21 protein-coding genes and 3 tRNA genes are annotated in these 19,659 nt (G+C 30.7%); 19 read left to right on the top strand and 5 right to left on the bottom strand.

The window, feature by feature from the left end; genetic code table 11:
- Window positions 1-129: 129 nt before the first annotated feature.
- The 17 genes from BA195_RS03220 (at window position 130) to BA195_RS03140 (ending at window position 12,038) form a co-directional block, all read left to right on the top strand.
- Window positions 130-201 (top strand) — tRNA-Gly (locus BA195_RS03220).
- A 50-nt stretch (window positions 202-251) separates the two neighbouring features.
- Window positions 252-337, top strand: a tRNA-Leu gene (locus BA195_RS03215).
- A 67-nt stretch (window positions 338-404) separates the two neighbouring features.
- Window positions 405-490: transfer RNA gene (locus BA195_RS03210), tRNA-Leu, on the top strand.
- A gap of 190 nt (window positions 491-680) precedes the next feature.
- A complete protein-coding gene (locus BA195_RS03205) occupies window positions 681-1,388 on the top strand; it encodes a DUF547 domain-containing protein (protein ID WP_068702375.1) in 708 nt (235 codons plus the stop codon).
- Window positions 1,389-1,461: 73 nt separating this feature from the next.
- Entirely contained in the window at window positions 1,462-1,797 is a 336-nt protein-coding gene (locus BA195_RS03200; protein WP_068702373.1) for an arsenosugar biosynthesis-associated peroxidase-like protein, read from the top strand.
- Between the two features lie 72 nt (window positions 1,798-1,869).
- Window positions 1,870-2,922, top strand: a complete 1,053-nt coding sequence (arsS, locus tag BA195_RS03195) for an arsenosugar biosynthesis radical SAM (seleno)protein ArsS (protein WP_068702371.1) — start codon at window positions 1,870-1,872, stop codon at window positions 2,920-2,922.
- A 291-nt stretch (window positions 2,923-3,213) separates the two neighbouring features.
- Window positions 3,214-3,708 (top strand): rhodanese-like domain-containing protein, encoded by a 495-nt coding sequence (locus tag BA195_RS03190; RefSeq protein ID WP_068703896.1) that lies wholly within the window; start codon window positions 3,214-3,216, stop codon window positions 3,706-3,708.
- The gene (locus tag BA195_RS03185; RefSeq protein WP_068702369.1) at window positions 3,701-4,300 is read left to right on the top strand and encodes a TIGR04282 family arsenosugar biosynthesis glycosyltransferase; all 600 of its coding nucleotides are present in this window, start codon (window positions 3,701-3,703) and stop codon (window positions 4,298-4,300) included. The genes BA195_RS03190 and BA195_RS03185 overlap by 8 nt, the downstream gene beginning before the upstream one ends.
- 51 nt (window positions 4,301-4,351) lie before the next feature.
- Complete coding sequence (locus tag BA195_RS03180) at window positions 4,352-5,167, top strand: purine-nucleoside phosphorylase (protein WP_068702367.1); 816 nt, start codon at window positions 4,352-4,354, stop codon at window positions 5,165-5,167.
- A 62-nt stretch (window positions 5,168-5,229) separates the two neighbouring features.
- The gene (arsM, locus tag BA195_RS03175; protein WP_068702365.1) at window positions 5,230-6,198 is read left to right on the top strand and encodes an arsenosugar biosynthesis arsenite methyltransferase ArsM; all 969 of its coding nucleotides are present in this window, start codon (window positions 5,230-5,232) and stop codon (window positions 6,196-6,198) included.
- A gap of 132 nt (window positions 6,199-6,330) precedes the next feature.
- Window positions 6,331-6,912: a Crp/Fnr family transcriptional regulator gene (locus BA195_RS03170; protein WP_068702363.1), complete on the top strand. Its 582-nt coding sequence runs from the start codon at window positions 6,331-6,333 to the stop codon at window positions 6,910-6,912.
- 55 nt (window positions 6,913-6,967) lie between these two features.
- Window positions 6,968-7,306: a hypothetical protein gene (locus tag BA195_RS03165; RefSeq protein ID WP_068702361.1), complete on the top strand. Its 339-nt coding sequence runs from the start codon at window positions 6,968-6,970 to the stop codon at window positions 7,304-7,306.
- Window positions 7,307-7,336: 30 nt separating this feature from the next.
- Complete coding sequence (locus BA195_RS03160; RefSeq protein WP_068702358.1) at window positions 7,337-7,915, top strand: NAD(P)H-dependent oxidoreductase; 579 nt, start codon at window positions 7,337-7,339, stop codon at window positions 7,913-7,915.
- Window positions 7,916-8,039: 124 nt separating this feature from the next.
- A complete protein-coding gene (locus BA195_RS03155; RefSeq protein ID WP_068702356.1) occupies window positions 8,040-8,549 on the top strand; it encodes a DUF3124 domain-containing protein in 510 nt (169 codons plus the stop codon).
- Between the two features lie 2 nt (window positions 8,550-8,551).
- Window positions 8,552-9,169 carry a MarC family protein gene (locus tag BA195_RS03150; RefSeq protein WP_068702354.1) on the top strand — a complete coding sequence of 206 codons (618 nt, stop codon included), beginning with the start codon at window positions 8,552-8,554 and terminating at the stop codon, window positions 9,167-9,169.
- Between the two features lie 104 nt (window positions 9,170-9,273).
- Entirely contained in the window at window positions 9,274-11,469 is a 2,196-nt protein-coding gene (locus BA195_RS03145) for a transglycosylase domain-containing protein (protein ID WP_084443034.1), read from the top strand.
- A 386-nt stretch (window positions 11,470-11,855) separates the two neighbouring features.
- A complete protein-coding gene (locus tag BA195_RS03140; RefSeq protein WP_068702352.1) occupies window positions 11,856-12,038 on the top strand; it encodes a hypothetical protein in 183 nt (60 codons plus the stop codon).
- 406 nt (window positions 12,039-12,444) lie between these two features.
- On the opposite strand, the gene radA is transcribed toward BA195_RS03140, so the two are convergent.
- From radA to panC, 5 genes are all read right to left on the bottom strand, one after another.
- Entirely contained in the window at window positions 12,445-13,806 is a 1,362-nt protein-coding gene (radA, locus tag BA195_RS03135; protein ID WP_068702350.1) for a DNA repair protein RadA, read from the bottom strand.
- A 538-nt stretch (window positions 13,807-14,344) separates the two neighbouring features.
- On the bottom strand, window positions 14,345-14,806 hold the full coding sequence (locus BA195_RS03130) for a GNAT family N-acetyltransferase (RefSeq protein ID WP_084443032.1): 462 nt from the start codon (window positions 14,804-14,806) through the stop codon (window positions 14,345-14,347).
- Window positions 14,807-14,969: 163 nt separating this feature from the next.
- A complete protein-coding gene (locus tag BA195_RS03125) occupies window positions 14,970-15,875 on the bottom strand; it encodes a lysylphosphatidylglycerol synthase transmembrane domain-containing protein (RefSeq protein WP_245662311.1) in 906 nt (301 codons plus the stop codon).
- Window positions 15,876-15,919: 44 nt separating this feature from the next.
- Window positions 15,920-16,270 carry an aspartate 1-decarboxylase gene (gene panD, locus BA195_RS03120; RefSeq protein WP_068702345.1) on the bottom strand — a complete coding sequence of 117 codons (351 nt, stop codon included), beginning with the start codon at window positions 16,268-16,270 and terminating at the stop codon, window positions 15,920-15,922.
- Between the two features lie 48 nt (window positions 16,271-16,318).
- Window positions 16,319-17,164 (bottom strand): pantoate--beta-alanine ligase, encoded by an 846-nt coding sequence (gene panC / locus BA195_RS03115; protein WP_068702342.1) that lies wholly within the window; start codon window positions 17,162-17,164, stop codon window positions 16,319-16,321.
- A gap of 96 nt (window positions 17,165-17,260) precedes the next feature.
- On the opposite strand from panC, the gene BA195_RS03110 reads away from it, so the two are divergent.
- Window positions 17,261-18,079, top strand: a complete 819-nt coding sequence (locus tag BA195_RS03110; protein ID WP_068702339.1) for a glycogen/starch synthase — start codon at window positions 17,261-17,263, stop codon at window positions 18,077-18,079.
- An 8-nt stretch (window positions 18,080-18,087) separates the two neighbouring features.
- Entirely contained in the window at window positions 18,088-19,659 is a 1,572-nt protein-coding gene (locus tag BA195_RS03105) for a DUF4270 family protein (RefSeq protein WP_068702337.1), read from the top strand.

Genomic DNA, 19,659 nt, shown 5'->3' with positions numbered 1-19,659 from the left:
TGGCAATAAAAAATAATAGTAATCGAAATAGAAAAAAAATTAAAAACTATTTTGTAATTTAAAAAAAGGTGTTATATTTGCACCCGCATTCGCAGCAATGCAACGTTCATTAAAATAATTTTTGACTACGCGAAAGTAGCTCAGGGGTAGAGCATCACCTTGCCAAGGTGGGGGTCGCGGGTTCAAATCCCGTCTTTCGCTCTGAGACTTTCTTAAAAATATACCAATTTGATTGTTATAAACAATCAAAAGCTGAAGTGGTGGAATTGGTAGACACGTTGGACTTAAAATCCAATGGACTGTAATGTCCGTGCGGGTTCAAGTCCCGCCTTCAGTACTAAGCCTCGTTTTTATTAACGAGGCTTATTTTAAGAAATAGTCAAAAAAATATTATACATACACCAGCTGAAGTGGTGGAATTGGTAGACACGTTGGACTTAAAATCCAATGGACTGTAATGTCCGTGCGGGTTCAAGTCCCGCCTTCAGTACTAAACCTTAACATTTATTTGTTAAGGTTTTTTTATTTTACCCCTTTTCCTAAACACTTTATACACGCTTCCTAACAAGTAAACTATGTAATTAACAAAGATTGTTTTTAAAATATTTTATACTTAAAACCTATTCTTTGTAATGCTACCTTTAAACAAACGTCTAAAGCAATAGATAAAATTATAAATTATGCGTAAAATATTCTTATTATTTAGCTTAACTTTTTTCATCAATTCTTTTGGACAAACAAGTATTCTTAACGATTTATTAAACAAACATGTTACTAATAAAGGAGTTGTAAACTACAAAACATTCAAAAAAGAAGAGACTAAGCTTGACACTTACCTAGAGTATTTAAACAAAACTACCCCTCAAAAAAATTGGTCTGCATCAAAAACCAAAGCATTTTGGGTAAACGCATACAATGCTTACACTATCAAATTAATTTTAAAACACTACCCTTTAAAAAGTATTTTAAACATAAAAAAGAGAGGTAAAGACGCTTGGAATATTGCGTTTGCTAAAGTTGGCGGCAAAACCTACACGCTAAATTTTATTGAGCACAAAATTTTACGTAAAAATTATAACGATCCTAAAATTCACGTAGGTGTAAATTGTGCTTCTATTTCTTGTCCGAAATTAGGGAATTTTGCTTTTACAGAAGCTAACTATAAAAGTAAAACAGAAAAATTAATAAAAAACTTTATTAATGACACTAGCAGAAATAAAATTTCAAAAAATAAGATTCAGTTGTCAAAAATATTCGAATGGTTTAAAGGTGATTTCATCAAAAAAGGAAGTCTTATTGATTTTTTAAATAAATATTCGACCATTAAAATTAATAAAAACGCAAAAATTAAGTTCTTAGAATACAACTGGAATTTAAACGAAAAATAGCTACTATTACTACTTTTAGTGAAAGCTAATTTTAAAAACTATTTGTATTTTTACTTTTCAAGCTAAAAACAACATGTCAAAAACATATTACGACCCTGCCGACCTACGTAAGTTCGGAAAAATAACAGAATGGAACGAAGAACTTGGAAACAAATTCTTTGATTATTACGGAAAAGTATTTGAAGAAGGCGCTTTAACTGCTCGCGAAAAAAGCTTAATTGCCTTAGCTGTTGCACATACAGAACAATGCCCATATTGCATAGATGCTTACACAAAAGATGGTTTACAACGCGGTGTTACCAAAGAAGAAATGATGGAAGCTATTCATGTAGGTGCCGCTATAAAAAGTGGTGCAACTTTGGTCCACGGAGTTCAAATGATGAACAAAGTAAATAAGTTAGAAATGTAAAAAAATTATGAATTTTAAATTACGAATTGCTAAATAAAAGTTCGTAATTCATAATTCTGCATTCGTAATTAAATGAAAAAATCTTTAAAAGCAAGAAATAACGATTTAGCAAATACACAACGTCAGTTAAAAATTTTATCTGATGGAATTTTTGCTGATGGAGAATTGCCAACATTTGCTAAAAAATTAAAGGAAACAAATCAGTTTCCTTTGCGTCCAAAAAAGTTAGAAATTTTACAGATAAACTTAGGTTACATGTGCAACCAAGTTTGTGCACATTGTCATGTTGATGCAGGGCCTGATCGTAAAGAAATTATGACGATTGAAACCATGCAACAATGTTTGGAGGTAATTAAAAAAACCGAAGCACATACTTTAGATTTAACTGGCGGAGCACCAGAAATGAATCCGAATTTTAGATGGTTTGTTGAAGAATCAGCAAAAGCCGGAATTAAAGATTTTATCGTTCGATCTAACCTAACCATAATTAGAGCCAACAAAAAATATTACGATTTACCTGAATTTTTTAAAAAACATAATGTGCATGTAGTATCGTCTATGCCACACTGGACACGTGGAAAAACAGACAAACAACGTGGTGATGGCGTTTTTGATAAATCAATAAAAGCATTACAAATGCTTAATGATATTGGTTATGGTGTTGCTGGGTCTAATTTAAAACTCGATTTAGTATACAACCCGTCAGGAGCATTTTTACCCGGAGATCAAATGGCGTTAGAAAGTGATTTTAAAAAAGCCTTAAAAGAAGATTTCAATATCGATTTTCATAATCTTTTTGCAATTACAAACTTACCAATTAGTCGATTTTTAGATTATTTAATCGCTTCTGAAAATTACGAAGATTATATGTATTCTTTAGTAGAAGCTTACAATCCTGCTGCGGTGAAAAACGTAATGTGCACTAATACTTTATCGGTAAGTTGGGATGGTAATTTGTATGATTGTGATTTTAATCAGATGTTAAATTTAAAGGTAAACTCAAAAGTTAAGCACATAGCTGATTATAATGAAGAGTTACTACAAGATAGAAACATTATTATTAATCAACATTGTTACGGTTGTACTGCTGGCGCAGGAAGTAGTTGCCAAGGCGTTGTGGCTTAAAATTCAATAAATTGATTCCACAATGCAACAATATAACTATTGAAATGAGGAATTGAATTATTTTAGTTTCTCATCATAATTTGCCTCAGTTTTATGATGCTGAAAATAAATTTAGCATAACGACCGTTGTTTTTTTAGTGATTTTTAAACAGCTATTAAAAAGACAAAACTATTTGTAATAATTATAATTACTTTGCAAATAAGCCTAGCCCCGATTGAAGCATTTGTTTGAGCTCCTCGCAGAGAGCGAGTGCAGAAAGCGGGAAAAAGCTTCTAATTATTTATAGTAAAATGAAACATCTAATTTTATTTTTTTTACTAATTAGCTTTAATTCTTTTTCTCAAAAGGATCTACATCAATTATTAAAAAAATATAACACCGAAAATGTTCCTTATATTTTTGTAGATAGTTTAAAAACGATTGCTTCGGATGTTGTTTTGTTAGATGCTCGTGAACCAAAAGAGTTTAATGTGAGTCATCTAAAAAACGCTATTTGTGTGGGGTATGATGATTTTAATATTACAAAAACTACAAAAATACTTTCTGCTGATAAAAACATTAAAATTGTAGTGTATTGCTCGTTAGGAATACGCTCTGAAAATGTTGCCGAACAGCTTAAAAAAGCTGGTTTTAAAAATGTTTACAATTTATATGGCGGAATTTTTGAATGGAAAAACAAAAAGAATACGGTTGTAAACTCTAAAAACATACCAACAAACAAAGTGCATACTTTTAATAAGGAATGGAGCAAGTGGCTCTTAAAAGGAGAAAAGATTTATGAGTAAAAACTTACTGTTAATTTTTACTAGAAACCCAGAACTAGGAAAAGCAAAAACACGACTAGCAAAAACTGTTGGCGACGAAACTGCTCTAGAAATTTATAAATTTTTATTGAACAAAACGAATCAAGTTACAAAGGATTTATCTTGTAATAAAGCGGTTTACTACTCTGTAAAAGTGCGGAAAAATGATATTTGGGATGCAACAATTTATCAAAAACATCAACAAAATGGTGATGATTTAGGGGCTAAAATGCAAAATGCTTTTAAAAACTCTTTTGATGCTGGCTATGAAAAAGTGATGATTATTGGAAGTGATTTGTACGATTTAACTCCTAAAATTATTGAAGATGCTTTTTTAAAACTAAACTCAAACGACGTGGTAATTGGCCCTGCCGAAGATGGCGGATATTACTTACTTGGCATGAATCTTTTACAACCCCATATTTTTCAAAATAAAGATTGGGGAACCTCATCGGTTAGAAAAGAAACATTGGCCAATTTAAAAGATAAAAAAGTACATTTGTTAACAACGCTTAATGATGTAGATGTTTTTGAAGACATTGAAAATCATCCTGCATTTCAACAATTTTTATAATACAAGACCTCACCGGTTTTTAAAACCTGTGAAGTTTAAAGAAAATATCTAATGAGAAAAAAAGAACTACAAGAAACGATAGATTTTTTAAAATCAAACGGAATTACAAATCCGCAAATAGGTATTGTTTTAGGTACTGGTTTAGGAAAATTAGTAGATGAAATAACCATAGAAAAAGAAATTGCGTATGCTGATATTCCGCATTTTCCACAAGCAACTGTAGAGTTTCATTCAGGTAAATTAATTTATGGTGATTTAGCAGGCAAAAAAGTAGTGGTAATGTCTGGTCGTTTTCATTTATATGAAGGCTATAATCTTTGGGAAGTTACTTACGGAATTAGAACCATGCAGGGTTTAGGAATTACTACCTTATTAATATCTAATGCCGCTGGCGCCGTTAACCTTACTTACAAAAAAGGCGACTTAATGCTATTAGAAGATCATCTTAATTTACAAGGTGGATCGCCATTAGCATTTAAAGGAGCTAATGAATTCGGAAATATTTTTGCTGATATGTTAGAGCCTTATTCTAAAAAAATCAATAACTTATTGAAAGTAATTGCAAAAACCAACGACATACAACTACATGAGGGAATATATGCAAGTGTTGTTGGTCCGCAATTAGAAACCAGAGCTGAATATAGAATGTTACAAATTTTAGAAGCAGATGCTGTTGGTATGAGTACCGTACCCGAAGTTATTGTTGCTAAACAAATTGGTTTACCATGTGCTGCAGTTTCAGTATTAACTGATGAGTGTGATCCTAAAAACTTACAGCCCGTTAATATTGCCGAAATTATTGAAGTTGCTGGTAAAGCAGAACCAAAAATGATTACCTTATTTAAAGAATTAATTACTAAATTATAGAATCAAGAACTAAGACAACTACATAGAAAATCTTAGCTCTTGTTTCTTTTATCATAAAGAATATGAGTTACTTAGAAACCACAAAAAACGTATATAAAGAAGCTGCCTTAACACCAGATGTTGGTCTTTGCTGTACTACAAATCCTATTTGGGAATTACCAGGATTAAAGATTCCTAAAATTATGCAAGAAATGAACTACGGATGTGGCTCTACTGTGCATGCACGCGATTTAACCAACAACCCTAAAATGTTATATGTTGGTGTTGGTGGCGGAATGGAATTACTACAATTTGCCTATTTTAATAGAAATAAAGGCGGCGTAATTGGTTTAGATGTAGTTGATGAAATGCTAGAAGCATCACGCAAAAACTTTATTGAAGCTGAACAGCAAAACGATTGGTTTAAATCTAATTTTGTTGATTTACGTAAAGGTGATGCCATGAATTTACCTGTAGAAGATAATTCGATTGATGTAGCTGCACAAAATTGTTTGTTCAATATTTTTAAGGAAGATGATTTGCAAAAAGCCATCGCAGAAATGTATCGCGTTTTAAAACCTCACGGTAAATTAGTAATGAGCGACCCTACTTGCGAGCAAGAGATGAATGAAGAATTACGTAATGATGAACGTTTACGAGCTTTGTGTTTAAGTGGAAGTTTAACCATTGCTAATTATGTAAAAGCCTTAACCGATGCTGGTTTTGGAACCATTGAAATTAGAGCACGTAAACCTTATCGAATTTTAGATCCGAAGAATTACCCAACAAATGAATTAATTTATATAGAATCTATTGAAGTTGCCGCAATTAAAGACCCAATGCCAGCTGATGGCCCTTGCGTTTTTACAGGAAAAGCAGCCATCTACTACGGTGACGAAGATTATTTTGATGACGGATTAGGACATACCTTGTTGAAAAATCAACCTTTAGCAATATGCGATAAAACAGCCGCAGCTTTAAAAGATTTAGGAAGAGATGATATTTTCTTCTCAGAATCTACCTTTCACTATGATGGTGGTGGCTGTTGTTAAGTAGCTTTCAAAATAAAAATAAGCCCTTGCATTTTGTAAGGGTTTTTTATTAAATCGTTTTTGTTTGACTTTTTACTTCATTTCAAATAACTTTGCTCATTGTTATTTTTAGGAACTTAAATCTTTACAATAATGAATAGCGAAAAAATCTTAAACGAAGTTGAAAAAATTTACGCTCCATTATCCGCAGTCTGCAAACAAGATTTTATCCATAATTCAAAAATTAAAACGTTTAAAAGAGGTGAAATTATAGTTCGTGAAGGGCAATATGCTGAAAAAGCGTATTTAATTATAGAAGGGTGCGCCAGAGCCTACTATTTAAAAGATGGAAAAGATATTTCTGATTGGTTTGCTTTCGAAAACCAATTTATGGCATCAATTGTAAGTCTTTTTAGCGATAATCCAAGTCCGCATTATATTGAGTTTATTGAAGATGCAACGGTTATTGAATTTTCAAAGAACACGATGACGCTTCTTTCAAAAAAACATCATGATTTTGAACGTTTTATTAGTAAAGTTGTTACCGAAACTATGTTAGGTTTGTGTGAACGTTTATACACCATTCAATTTAATAAGGCCAACGAAAGATATAATCACTTAATAACTATTCATCCAACAATAACAAACAGAATTCCTTTAACACATATTGCTTCTTATTTAGGAATTACACTCGAAACTTTAAGCAGAATTAGAAACCCCAAAAACCGAACTTGATTAATATCAAATGACACCTCTTTTGTTTGTATGACCTTTGTAAAAAACAAACATAATGGAGACAAACAGTTTACAATTAAAATCAATTTGGGGCAACTGGTGGCTATCAATTAGAAAATGGTTTTACCCTACTTGGCTTATTTATGAAACTTTAATTCGTTTTTACGATTATACTTACGGCGTTTATAATTATTTTAACAAGCAACAAGAAAATATTTCGCCCTATATTGGAGATATTGGTGCCTCGTTTTTAAATATTACATGTAGTGGTATTACTTTTTTAGTATGTACTTTTTTCTTAACAGTTCCGACAAGTTTTATTTTATATAAATTCTTTACCGTATATAATTTATCAGGTACTAAGTTTGAAGTAAAACTTAAAAAACTTCTCTAAAACCCCCACTATTTTATACTTATAACTAAAATGAAAAAAATATTAATCATAAATGGGCATCCAGATAAAGAAAGTTTTAATTACGCACTTTCTAAATCTTATAAATTAGGTGTCGAAAAGTCTAATACTGAAGTAAAAATAATTAATATTAGAGAACTAAATTTTAATCCAAACCTTGAGTTTGGCTACCGAAAAAGAACCGAACTAGAACCCGATTTATTAGAAGCTCAAAATAAATTAAAATGGGCCGATCATTTGGTTTGGATATATCCAGTATGGTGGGGTTCATTACCCGCAATAATGAAAGGTTTTATAGATAGAGTTTTGTTACCTGATTTTGCATTTAAAAAAAGAGCCAACTCATTATGGTCAGATAAATGCTTGACAAATAAAACTGCCCGAATAATTTGTACTTTAGATCAACCTTCATGGTATTATCGTTGGTATTATAAAAGACCAAGTACTAATGCTATGAAAAAATTAACGCTTCATTTTATAGGAGTAAAAAAAGTAAAAGTAACAACGATTGGTCCTATTAGAATGTCTGAAGAAAAATTCAGGAAAAAGTATTTAAAAAAAGTCGAAAAACTCGGAAAAATGGATAGTTAATTTTTAATTACAACCACTCAAAGCAGCTTGTTATTTCTCAGCATATTATATTTTACTTGATTCTAAACTTATTTTCTAATAACTTCGCTGAAACTAGTTTTTACATAAAAAACATCCTATTTACATGAAATATATATCTTTTATCGTAGTACTGCTAGTATTAGTTTTAGGCTGTAGTAAAAAAAACAAAATTAGCTCTATAAACTCTGAGAACTGGTCAAAAAGAGCCATCAATATAAACAACAAAAAATTACTTAAATTCGGAAAATCTTATCTATCCATTTATTCCCAAATTTATAGCTTTACAGAACATAAAACTCATAATTTAACCTCAATGGTAAGTATGAGAAACACCAGTGATTTAGATACAATTTATCTTTTAAAAGCTCAGTATTATGATACTGATGGTAAAACAATTAGAAAATATTTTGATTATCCTATTTTTTTAGCACCTATGGAAACTACAGAAATAATTATAGATGAAATTGATGTTTCTGGAGGCACTGGTTCTAATTTTATTTTTGAATGGAAAACACCTCAAAATTGTCCAGAACCTTTATTTGAAGGTGTAATGACATCAACTATGGGGCAACAAGGTTTATCTTTCACAACAAGCGCTAAACGTATTAAGTAATTATGGCCGAAATTTTAACAACTATTTTCTTCATTTTAGCAGTAATTGACCCTATAGGTACAATACCCGTTTACTTAGAAGCAACTAAAGAATTTGATTTGATTCATAAAAAGAAAATTGCTATTAGGGCATCAATAATTGCTTTTATAATACTACTGTTTTTTATTGTTATCGGGCAATTAATTTTAGAAAGCATGTCAGTATCTCTTGATGCTTTTCAAATTTCTGGAGGAGTGATTCTTTTTTTATTTGCATTAACAATGATATTTGGCGACGGGAAACCTGAACAAGAAAAAAACAGAATAACTGATTATAAACATGTTACTATATTTCCAATAGCAATTCCTTCTATAGCATCTCCTGGAGCAATTATGGCTGTTGTTTTAATGACCAATAACCATGTTTATACAATTCAACAACAAACAATTACAACCATAATTGTACTGCTTGTAATTGGTATTACTTGTTTAATTCTTTTAACTGCAAATCATTTACAAAAAAGAATAGGTAATTACGGAATTACCGTTTTAAGTAAAATTATGGGGCTAATATTAGCCTCTTATGCAATACAAAGTATTTTAAGCGGAATTACTAGCTACTTTAAAAACATATACAATTAACTTTTTAAAAGCTGATTTACCTACTCTTTTTACCTGAAATTTAGTACTACTGCTCTGTATAAACTGCTTACAATTTTATCCCTTACACTACGTTTTACACTTTAATGAAAACACTCAAAGAAATGTACCATAAACTTACTGAAAAGAAAACTTTAATCCGTTTATTAAAATATATAACGGGTTTGGTTAGTATAATATTTCTATCAATATTACTACTTTTCTCTTTGGTATATTTTGAAGTGTTTGGCGCTTTACCTAACAACGAAAAACTATCATCAATAATAAATGAAGAAGCCTCTTTAATATATTCTTCGGATGATGTAATTATCGGTAAAATTTTTACAGAAAACCGTACCAACATCAACATATCACAAATACCAAATCATTTAAAAGAAGCTTTAATTGCTACGGAAGACAAACGTTTTTATACTCATAATGGTTACGATGGTCAGAGCTATGCAAGGGTGTTATTTAAAAGTATTTTAATGCAAGATGCTTCTGGTGGTGGCGGAAGTACCATTACACAACAATTAATTAAAAACTTATATGGACGAAAGTATCACGGATTTTTAAGCATGCCCATAAATAAGATTAAAGAACTTATTATTGCTAGCAGAATGGAAAACTTATATTCTAAAAACGAGATACTTCAATTGTATTTTAATTCGGTTCCTTTTGGTGAAAATATCTTCGGTATAGAATCTGCCGCTAATCGATTTTTTAATAAAAACACGAATGAGTTAACTGCCGAAGAATCTGCTGTGTTGGTTGGTATGTTAAAAGCAAACACTTATTACAACCCAAGGTTGCATCCTAAAAATTCTTTAAGTAGAAGAAATACTGTCCTGCAACTTATGAAAAACGAACAGTATTTAAATACCAAAACTACTGATAGTTTACAAAAATTACCACTTACTCTAAGTTATAAAAACCTTGATTTAAAAACAACTGCGGGTTATTTTTCTTATCAAGTAAAGAAAAAAGCTGTTAAAATAATAGATAGCATTAATGAAACAAGAAATATAAAACACAATATAGAAGCCGACGGTTTAAAAATATATACCACGTTAAATTACAGTATTCAAAAAATTGCCGAAAAAGCAGCTAAGGAACAACTTATAGTTAAACAAAAGGAGTTAGATAAAGAATTACGATCAAATATTTTAAAAAACAGCTGGTTAAAAAAAAATCGTTTTTCTTCTGAAAAAGACAAACAAAACAAAACCTTTAAGTTGTTTGATTGGGATAGTACTAAAACGATAACAGGTACTAAAATTGATAGTTTATGGCATTATGCAAAAATGCTTAATGCATCTGTATTAGTTACAAACCCTAAAAGCGGAGCAGTGATCAGTTGGGTTGGTGGAAATAATTTTAAAATGCTTCCTTTTGATATGGTTTTATCGCATCGTCAAATAGCTTCTGCCTTTAAACCAATTTTATATGCCACTGCTTTAGAAAATGGTATTTCGCCTTGCGATTATTTTAACAACGAAGAAAAAACATATCCCAAATTTAATAATTGGAAGCCTCAAAATGCCGATTACAGCTCAACACCCAAGAGTAAAGTTGCGCTATGGAATGCCTTAATTCATTCTATGAATTTACCAACTATCGATCTTTATTTTAAACTCGAAAGAGAATTATTAATCAATTACTGTGAAAAACTACAGTTTCCTAAAATTACCAATAATGCCCCGTCTATTGCTTTAGGAACCTTAGATTTATCATTGTCTGAAATAGTAAAAACTTACAGTAGCTTTGCTAATAATGGTGCAATGAACGACTTGTACATGATTACTAAAATTACCGATAAAGAAGGTGCTATTATTTATGAAAGTAAAGAGCAAAAAGCCGCAGATGTCTTTAAAAAAGAAACTACTGAAACACTAACAGCTATTTTACAAAAAGCTGTTGACCAAGGTACGGGATCTAAGATTAGAAACACTTATAAAATTAAAAGTCAGCTTGCTGCAAAAACAGGTACCGCGCAAAATTATACCGATGCTTGGTTTCTTGCCTATACGCCCAATATTGTTTTTGGTACTTGGGTCGGGACCTCTAAAAACACCATACATTTTAAAAGCGGAAAAGGTTCTGGCTCGTCATTGGCCCTACCTATTATTGCCAATATTATTAAAGAAATAGAGAAAGACGCCGAGCTAAGTAAAAAATACTTGACCGATTTTAATATTCCAGATGATGTTTACGAATCAATAAAATGCCCTCCTTACAGACAAAAAGGAATTAAAGGTTTTTTTAATAGACTTTTTGGAAAGAAGAAAAAAAAGGAAGATTAGTCTTTATAGTTTTGAAATGTTTAATTTTACTTTAACTTGTTTTCTGGTAACTTAGCTAGCGCTGAATTTAATTTATTAAAAAGGAACCATATTCTTAAAATGTTGACTGAATTCTATTTTCTTCAAAAAATAAGCTAAAAACACCCGATAACACCATCAAGAAAAACAACTTCTTCAGAACTGTAACCTTTTCTTTTCGATAGAACTGTCACTTGTTCGTTTAATTAACTCCTCTTTACACTTTGGATTTTCAGCTTCGATATGAGAATACGTCTCTAAATTATCTCCTTAATTTAAATTTTAAATCGTATTTATTTTATTACGATTTTAGTTTTTTTTATATAAAAATTTTAAATTTGATTTTATTAATCTTAAAAATTATTGTTATGTTAAAAAAAATTTCAAAATTTGGTACAGTTTTAAATAAATCTGAACTTAAATCAATTAATGGGGGTAATACTTGTAGTTGGACAAATTCAAAAGGTACAATGTACAGTTTATCAGATTGTTCTCGATGGGATAGGTTTCAGTTGTGGATTCGTGGAGTAGACTATGAAGTAACAGCTTAATATTTTATTTCCCAAACACATTACCAACAAAAAGGTTAACATTATTTAAAACCCTTGAWWTCAAGGGTTTTATTTTATTTGTAATTTAATTATGTATTGCTAATTCTTTACACCATGATTTACCACTTAGGTACATTTATAAATTGATATACAAGTTTTTTCCTTTATTATAAAATAATTTCAGCTCCATCACTACTAACTTTTACTTCATGTGCCTTGACAAGATGATTAACTAAACAGGCATCAGTAATTATGATAGTATCTCTTTTTTTTACTTAAGTTCATTTTTGTAACTTTTACTAAATTCATTTTACTAACAGGTTAATTATATTGGTATCAGTACTCCATACAACTTTGCATAAAATGTATTTAAACACCTTTTCGTTTTTTGAGATATTAGTGAAAGTTAAGCAAACAACGTAGCAAAAGCCTCTTCTATTTTCCCAACCAAAACGAGTTTTATACCATGGTTTTTAGAAGATATTTTATTGTATCTCGAGGCTACTAAAGTTTTATATCCTAATTTTTCAGCTTCTATAATACGTTGATCAATTTTAGAAACTGGTCGTATTTCTCCTGCCAAACCAACTTCGGCTGCAAAACAAACATTCGGGTTAATCGCTAAATCTTGATTTGATGATAAAATTGCTGCAACAACCGCTAAATCTATCGCAGGATCATCTACATGAATTCCGCCCGTAACATTTAAAAACACATCTTTTGCTCCTAATTTAAAACCTGCTCTTTTTTCTAGAACAGCTAAAATCATGTGCAATCTTTTTAAATTATAACCTGTGGTAGAGCGTTGTGGTGTACCATAAACTGCGGTAGAAACCAAGGCTTGAATTTCAATCATTAAAGGTCGAATACCTTCTAAAGTTGATGCAATTGCGGTTCCGCTTAAATCAGCATCTTTTTTTGATATTAATATTTCAGACGGATTAGATACCTCTCGTAATCCGCTAGATAACATTTCATAAATTCCGAGTTCGGCAGTAGAGCCAAATCGGTTTTTCTGAGAACGTAATATTCTATAGGTATGATTTCTGTCGCCTTCAAACTGTAAAACAACATCTACCATGTGTTCTAAAATTTTAGGTCCAGCAATATGTCCTTCTTTATTAATATGACCAATTAATAATACCGGAGTAGAAGTTTCTTTGGCGAATTTTATAAGTTCTGCTGATGTTTCACGAATTTGAGAAATACTTCCTGGTGAAGCTTCAATAGAATTAGTATGTAAGGTTTGAATAGAATCAATCACCAAAACATCTGGCTTAACCTGTTCTATATTTTTAAAAATCTGTTGCGTATTGGTTTCTGTTAATATTAAACAATTAGAGTTTGTTGACTCTAAACGCTCGGCACGCATTTTTATTTGCGACTGGCTTTCTTCACCCGAAACATACAATACTTTTTGTGGAATTTTTAAAGCTATTTGTAGTAACAAAGTTGATTTACCAATTCCTGGTTCACCACCTAATAAAACAACAGCTCCTTTTACAATTCCGCCACCTAAAACGGTATCTAATTCATTGTTTTTTGTTTCAACTCGTTCTTCAGCATTTAACTGAATATCTTGTACTTTTAATGGCTTTGAAACTCTTTTTTGAGTACTTTCAGGTGTTTTCCAACTTCTTTTTTCTTCTTTTTGAATTACTTCTTCAACAATAGTGTTCCATTGTTTACATGAGCCACATTGTCCAACCCATTGTGCGTGTTGTGCTCCACAGTTTTGACAGAAAAAAGTAGTTTTGGTTTTAGCCATTTAAGTTTAATTGTGCTATTAGTAAAGCACCAAAGTTACAAAGTAATCTTTAATACTATTGATTGTTTTTTAACGTCTGCTTTAATTTTATTTAAAAAAAGTGAACATATCAATCTAAATTTATTCGAGTTTTACAGTCTAATTTACCAAGGTTATGAGATGCTGAAATAAATTCAGCATGACAGTAATATGATTTTCATAATTACAAAAACACACTATTTTATCTTTAAATAAAACCTTTATTAAGTTTAGCTTATGTTTTCGTTTTATTCTTCAATTAGAAATTTTAATTTGTGACAAGTTTTACTCGGAACAAATTCAATTAAATCATAATTAGCTAAACCTTTAATTTTAAAAGGGTCTTTAACGTTTGATAATATTACTCCTCCGGTTCTAGTTTTTTTTACCTGAAGTAAAGAAGTTTCTTAATTTATATTAATTATTTAAATATTCGATATGTTGCTCTAAAAATAAATCAACCTTATCTAGTACTATTTTGTAGGTTATATTTATAATAAACATTGTTTTTGTACTATTTTTATTCAGTCATTTTGTAATTAATTACAATTTCGTTTTCTATAATATTTTTGTGTTGTTTTACAGTTTTAAACCCTAATTTTTCAAAGAAAGGTTTTGCTGTTTTACTCACATTTGCGTTTAATTTCTCAACTTTATACTCGATAGATTTAGCTTTAATATGCTCATATAATAAACTAGCTATTCCTTTTCTTGTATAGTCTTTGTGAATATACATTAAATTCAAATGGTTTTTATTTTTTAGCGAACTAAAACCTACTATTATTTTTTCACTTTCAGCAACAATAAAAAATTCCTCTTTTAAAGATTTTTCCCATTTTTCTGTTTTTTTAACAGCCTTGCTCCACACCTTTCTTTGGTTTAATGAATATTCATTTTGGCATGTTTTTATAATAGTTTCAGAAAACAATTTTTGAAGCTCAGGTAAATCTTCAATTTGAGCTTTTCTAATTGTAATATTCATTTTTTTAAGTTTTGTAAAAATTGAAACACAATAGTTACTGCTTTTACCCAAGGTTTATAGTTTGGCTGCGTTAGCGATTGAACGGTTTGTTTGAGCTCTTTTTGTTTTCTTTTTAAAACAAAAAAGCGAGTAGTGAAAGCGCGCCCTGAAAGGGAACGCCCAATTACTTTTTATTTTTATTATAAATGGGTAAAAATAAGAATGCTAAGCCTCCGAAAATAATAATCATTAAGGTTTGGGCTGTCCACATAATCCAACCAAAAGCGGTTGCTGGCTCTTCATTAATGCCGAATAATGCCAAGGCTCCTGCAACGGCTACGGGGTACAAACCGATACCGCCGTTGGTTGCTGCGATGCTAAAACCACCTGCGATAAACCCAATTAACACACCGCCAAAAGGAACATTTAATCCATTAATTGCAGGTATTGTTGCCCAAAACATGGCTACATACATTGCCCAAATAAATACGGTGTGAAAAATAAATGCCCATTTGTTTTTCATTTTTAAGATGCTTGTTACACCTTCTATTAAACCTGAAACGAAGTTTTTAATTTTTAATCCGATTCCTGCTTGTGCTTTTTTAACATATTGGGTTAGCAAATATCCTCCTACAATTAAAGCAACTAAAATAGTTGCTGTTTTTATTGGGTTAAAATTTTTGGTTAGTAACTCATAAATAAAATCAAATTGTACAAATAGTGTAATTGCTATAATGCTTAGCATCATTACTAGGTCTGCAATTCTTTCGGCTACTATGGTTCCAAATCCTTTTTCGAACGGAATGTTTTCGTAGTTTGTCATTACCGCTGCGCGGGATACTTCTCCGGCTCTTGGTACTGCATAATTTACTAAATAAGCTACTAAAACTGCCATGGTACTGTTACCAAAATCTGGTTTATAGCCCATTGGTTCTAACAAAAATTTCCAACGGTATGCTCTGGAAAGGTGGCTTAAAATTCCAAAAAACAATCCCAATGCTATCCACCAGTAGTTTGCCTCTTTGAAATAACCCAACAAAGTTACTATTGATACTTTTGATAAGGAGTACCAAACTAAAAAACCTCCCAAAACGAGAGGTAATATTATTTTTAAAATCTTTTTAAAATTCAAAATTAGGTAAGTGTATTATCTGTTTCGTTAGGAAAAACTAACGATGGTTTAAACTTTTTAGCTTCTTCAAGTTCCATAAAAGCGTATACAATTAATATTAACACATCGCCTTTTGCTACTTTTCTGGCAGCGGCTCCGTTTAATGTAATTTCGCCACTTTTTCTTGGTCCTGGAATGGCATAGGTTTCTAAACGTTCACCATTATTGTTGTTTACAATTTGAACTCGCTCACCTTCTATAATACCTGCAGCATCCATTAAATCTTCATCAATGGTAATGCTTCCTATATAATTTAAATCGGCACCCGTAACTTTTACGCGGTGGATTTTAGATTTTACTACTTGAACTAACATACTGCAAAAATAGTTTTTTAATGATTAATGTATTGTGTTTGAACAATTTTATTTTAAGCTGATATTGTCTATTAATCGAATATCGCCTGCAAAAACAGCAATAAATGCTCTGTATTTTTGATTTTTCTCTTTTTTACTAACAGTTTCTAGAGTTATTTCATTAGCAATGGTAAAATACTCTAACTCTAATAAAGGGTGTTTTGCAAACTTCTTTTGTACCCATTTAGTAACTTCAGTGGCATTTTTTGTGCCAAATTTTTTCTTAGCTTTTTTTAATGTTTTATATATAAATGGTGCCGTCTCTCTGTGTTTTTTTGTTAAACGAGTATTACGAGAACTCATTGCCAACCCATCTGCTTCTCTAAAAATATCACAACCTTTAATTTTAACTGGAATGTGATGCTTTTCAACCATTTTTTTTATGATTTGTAATTGTTGAAAATCTTTTTTTCCAAAATAAGCATTATCAGGAGTTACAATTTCAAATAATTTTTTTACAATGGTTCCTACTCCATCAAAATGACCATCTCTAAATTTTCCTTCCATCTGGTGCTCCAACCCATCAAAATTAAAACTTTCTGCATCAATTTTTTTACTATATATTTCTTCAACAGCAGGAAAAAACAATATATCACAATCAACAGATTCTAATAAGGCAACATCATTTTCATAAGTTTTAGGATATTTTTCTAAATCGTCTTTATTATCAAACTGTGTTGGGTTTACAAAAATACTGACTACAGTAATATCATTTTTTTTCTTAGCTTTTTTAACCAATGATAAATGCCCTTGATGTAAAGCTCCCATCGTTGGCACAAATCCTATTGATTTTTTTGCTATCTTTAGCTGAGATAAAAAATCTTTTAATTCTGATATCGTTTTATAAACTTTCATGTTATTATAGTTGAAATACATGCAAAATTAGCAATTTAACACCATTTTAGCATAAATTTTCGTATTTTTGCATCTTCAATAAAATAGACAGATTTAATGAAGGATAAGAGAATATTATATGTTTCATCGGAGGTAACACCATATTTACCAGAAACAGAATTATCGTCTACTGCATTTAATGTTGCTAAAAATGCACATTCTAAAGGAGTTCAAACCCGTATTTTTATGCCTCGTTTTGGGGTAATTAACGAACGAAGACATCAATTACATGAAGTTATTCGTTTATCTGGTATGAATCTAATAATCAACGACATGGACATGCCTTTGATTATCAAAGTAGCTTCAATTCCGAAGGAAAGAATGCAAGTGTATTTCATTGACAATGATGAATATTTTAAACGTAAAGCAGTATATTCTGACGAAGATGACCAAATGTTTAGTGATAATGACGAACGTATGATTTTCTTTGCAAAAGGAGTAGTAGAAACTGTAAAAAAATTAAACTGGGCGCCTGATATTATTCATGTTCATGGATGGATGGCTTCATTACTTCCCTTATATTTAAGAGAATTTTATAAAGAAGAACCGTTGTTTACCGAGAGTAAGATTGTAACTTCGCTTTACAATAGTAATTTTGATGGTGAATTAAATAATGAGTTAGCTAATAAAGTTCGTTTTGATAAAGTTGATGAATCTAAAGTAACAACTATTGCTACACCAAATCAAATAAACATATTAAAAAGCGCCATCGAAAATTCGGATGCTATTGTAAAAGGTAGTGAAGTTTTACCTGATGAGATTAATGCTTTTATTGATGAAAAAGGAGGTAAAGTTTTAGAATTTCAATCAGAAGAAGTTTTAGCAGAAGCCTATTTAGAATTTTATAGAGAAACAGTTTTAGAAATAAGCGAATAACAATACAAATGATTAAAAAAATTGGTGTTTTAGGTATTAGCTTGCTATGTTTAGCAACTACCATATCATGTGAAAAAGATTTTAACGACGTAGGAGGTAGTATCCTTAACAATACAAAATTTGAAACAGGAGAAATTTTATTAGACGTAGAAATTGAACAAGTTGACATTTCTAATTCAAACGCTAATCCTTTGTACAAGGCTGTTAGAGCCGATAACATAGGTATAGGTACTTTAGGTGAATATTGGTTAGGTGTTTATAAAAGTAATAATTACAAAACTATTGAAGCCTCTTTTGTTAGTCAATTATCGTTACCATTATCTTTAAAAACACAAGATGCAGAGCCAGCTACAGAAGATGGCGAAATAGACTCAATCTTTGTTTTAGATAAAGTAGTTCTTAAATTACCATATACTGCTACAAATATTGGAGAAGAAAGTGATGGAAAACCTAAATTTAGATTAGATTCAGTTTTAGGAAACACTTCCATAGCAACTCCCATTAAAGTATTTAAAAATGGAACTTACTTAAATAACCTGGATCCTAATAACCCAGCAAATTCAAATAGCTTTCAATCTGATTATGATTATATTGAAGGTGATTTATTAAATGAAGACCCAGGGTTTACATTTATACCTAGCCCTATAGATACAATGTTAGTATTAACAAGAAACATCAGTAACGGTAACACTTATCAAGATACTATTAAACTTGCAGATAAGGTTCCCTTTTTAACCATTCCTTTAAACAAAACAGAAATGGAGGGGCTTTTTTGGGATAAATTTGAAGATGGTGAATTTTCAAGTTTAGATGCTTTCAACGCTCATTTTAAAGGTCTTATTGTTAAATCAGAAGGAGCAGATGGAGCAATGGTTCCATTTAGTTTAACAAATGCCAGTCTAGATTTTCATTATACAATTACGACTTTTATTAAAAAAGAAGGAGAAAGTGTTTTAGCCTTAAAAGATACCTTACCAAAAACATACTCTTTTCCTTTTTCTGGCATAAGAAACAGTACCTACAAGATGTCTCAGCAAACTACACCAACACCTGCTAATAATTTTACAATACAAGGAACAGCAGGAACGATGGCTAAAGTAACAATTTTAGACAATACTAAACTTCAAGAATTAAGAGACAATAATTGGTTAATCAATGATGCTTCATTAACGTTTTATATTAACCAAACAATTAATACAGATAAAAACATAACTCCACAAAAATTATTTATTTATCAAGATAAAAATAATAATGGAAACTTATCTCCTACTCAAATTTCTGATTCATATATTGAACCAGCTGCTTTTGGAGGTAACTTAGAGTTAACAGATGAAGAAAAGCCTGAAAAATATAACTTTAGAATTAGCAACTATATTTCAAACTTATTAAGAAATGAGGCTGACACTACTATAGAGCCTTTAATTTTAAAAGTTTATAACCCTACTGATACACCTCAAAATTCAACCGCAGTTAGCACCTATAACTGGAACCCTAGAGGGGTTACTTTATTAAATGGGAACGAAACTGCCAATGGCTCAAAAAGAGCTGTGTTAAAAATATCATATTCTAAAGAAAAATAA

The organism is Tenacibaculum soleae (genome assembly GCF_001693415.1).
Taxonomy (GTDB): Bacteria; Bacteroidota; Bacteroidia; order Flavobacteriales; family Flavobacteriaceae; genus Polaribacter; species Polaribacter soleae.
The sequence above is the reverse complement of the archived record's forward strand: the minus strand, read 5'-3'. Positions and strand labels throughout refer to the sequence as shown.

Excerpts from the sequence above, each read along its gene's own strand:
- BA195_RS03205 (WP_068702375.1), top strand. The coding sequence starts at position 681 with ATGCGTAAAATATTCTTATTATTTAGCTTAACTTTTTTCATCAATTCT.
- BA195_RS03200 (WP_068702373.1), top strand. The coding sequence starts at position 1,462 with ATGTCAAAAACATATTACGACCCTGCCGACCTACGTAAGTTCGGAAAA.
- arsS (WP_068702371.1), top strand. The coding sequence starts at position 1,870 with ATGAAAAAATCTTTAAAAGCAAGAAATAACGATTTAGCAAATACACAA.
- BA195_RS03190 (WP_068703896.1), top strand. The coding sequence starts at position 3,214 with ATGAAACATCTAATTTTATTTTTTTTACTAATTAGCTTTAATTCTTTT.
- BA195_RS03185 (WP_068702369.1), top strand. The coding sequence starts at position 3,701 with ATGAGTAAAAACTTACTGTTAATTTTTACTAGAAACCCAGAACTAGGA.
- BA195_RS03180 (WP_068702367.1), top strand. The coding sequence starts at position 4,352 with ATGAGAAAAAAAGAACTACAAGAAACGATAGATTTTTTAAAATCAAAC.
- arsM (WP_068702365.1), top strand. The coding sequence starts at position 5,230 with ATGAGTTACTTAGAAACCACAAAAAACGTATATAAAGAAGCTGCCTTA.
- BA195_RS03170 (WP_068702363.1), top strand. The coding sequence starts at position 6,331 with ATGAATAGCGAAAAAATCTTAAACGAAGTTGAAAAAATTTACGCTCCA.
- BA195_RS03165 (WP_068702361.1), top strand. The coding sequence starts at position 6,968 with ATGGAGACAAACAGTTTACAATTAAAATCAATTTGGGGCAACTGGTGG.
- BA195_RS03160 (WP_068702358.1), top strand. The coding sequence starts at position 7,337 with ATGAAAAAAATATTAATCATAAATGGGCATCCAGATAAAGAAAGTTTT.
- BA195_RS03155 (WP_068702356.1), top strand. The coding sequence starts at position 8,040 with ATGAAATATATATCTTTTATCGTAGTACTGCTAGTATTAGTTTTAGGC.
- BA195_RS03150 (WP_068702354.1), top strand. The coding sequence starts at position 8,552 with ATGGCCGAAATTTTAACAACTATTTTCTTCATTTTAGCAGTAATTGAC.
- BA195_RS03145 (WP_084443034.1), top strand. The coding sequence starts at position 9,274 with ATGAAAACACTCAAAGAAATGTACCATAAACTTACTGAAAAGAAAACT.
- BA195_RS03140 (WP_068702352.1), top strand. The coding sequence starts at position 11,856 with ATGTTAAAAAAAATTTCAAAATTTGGTACAGTTTTAAATAAATCTGAA.
- radA (WP_068702350.1), bottom strand. The coding sequence starts at position 13,806 with ATGGCTAAAACCAAAACTACTTTTTTCTGTCAAAACTGTGGAGCACAA.
- BA195_RS03130 (WP_084443032.1), bottom strand. The coding sequence starts at position 14,806 with ATGAATATTACAATTAGAAAAGCTCAAATTGAAGATTTACCTGAGCTT.
- panD (WP_068702345.1), bottom strand. The coding sequence starts at position 16,270 with ATGTTAGTTCAAGTAGTAAAATCTAAAATCCACCGCGTAAAAGTTACG.
- panC (WP_068702342.1), bottom strand. The coding sequence starts at position 17,164 with ATGAAAGTTTATAAAACGATATCAGAATTAAAAGATTTTTTATCTCAG.
- BA195_RS03110 (WP_068702339.1), top strand. The coding sequence starts at position 17,261 with ATGAAGGATAAGAGAATATTATATGTTTCATCGGAGGTAACACCATAT.
- BA195_RS03105 (WP_068702337.1), top strand. The coding sequence starts at position 18,088 with ATGATTAAAAAAATTGGTGTTTTAGGTATTAGCTTGCTATGTTTAGCA.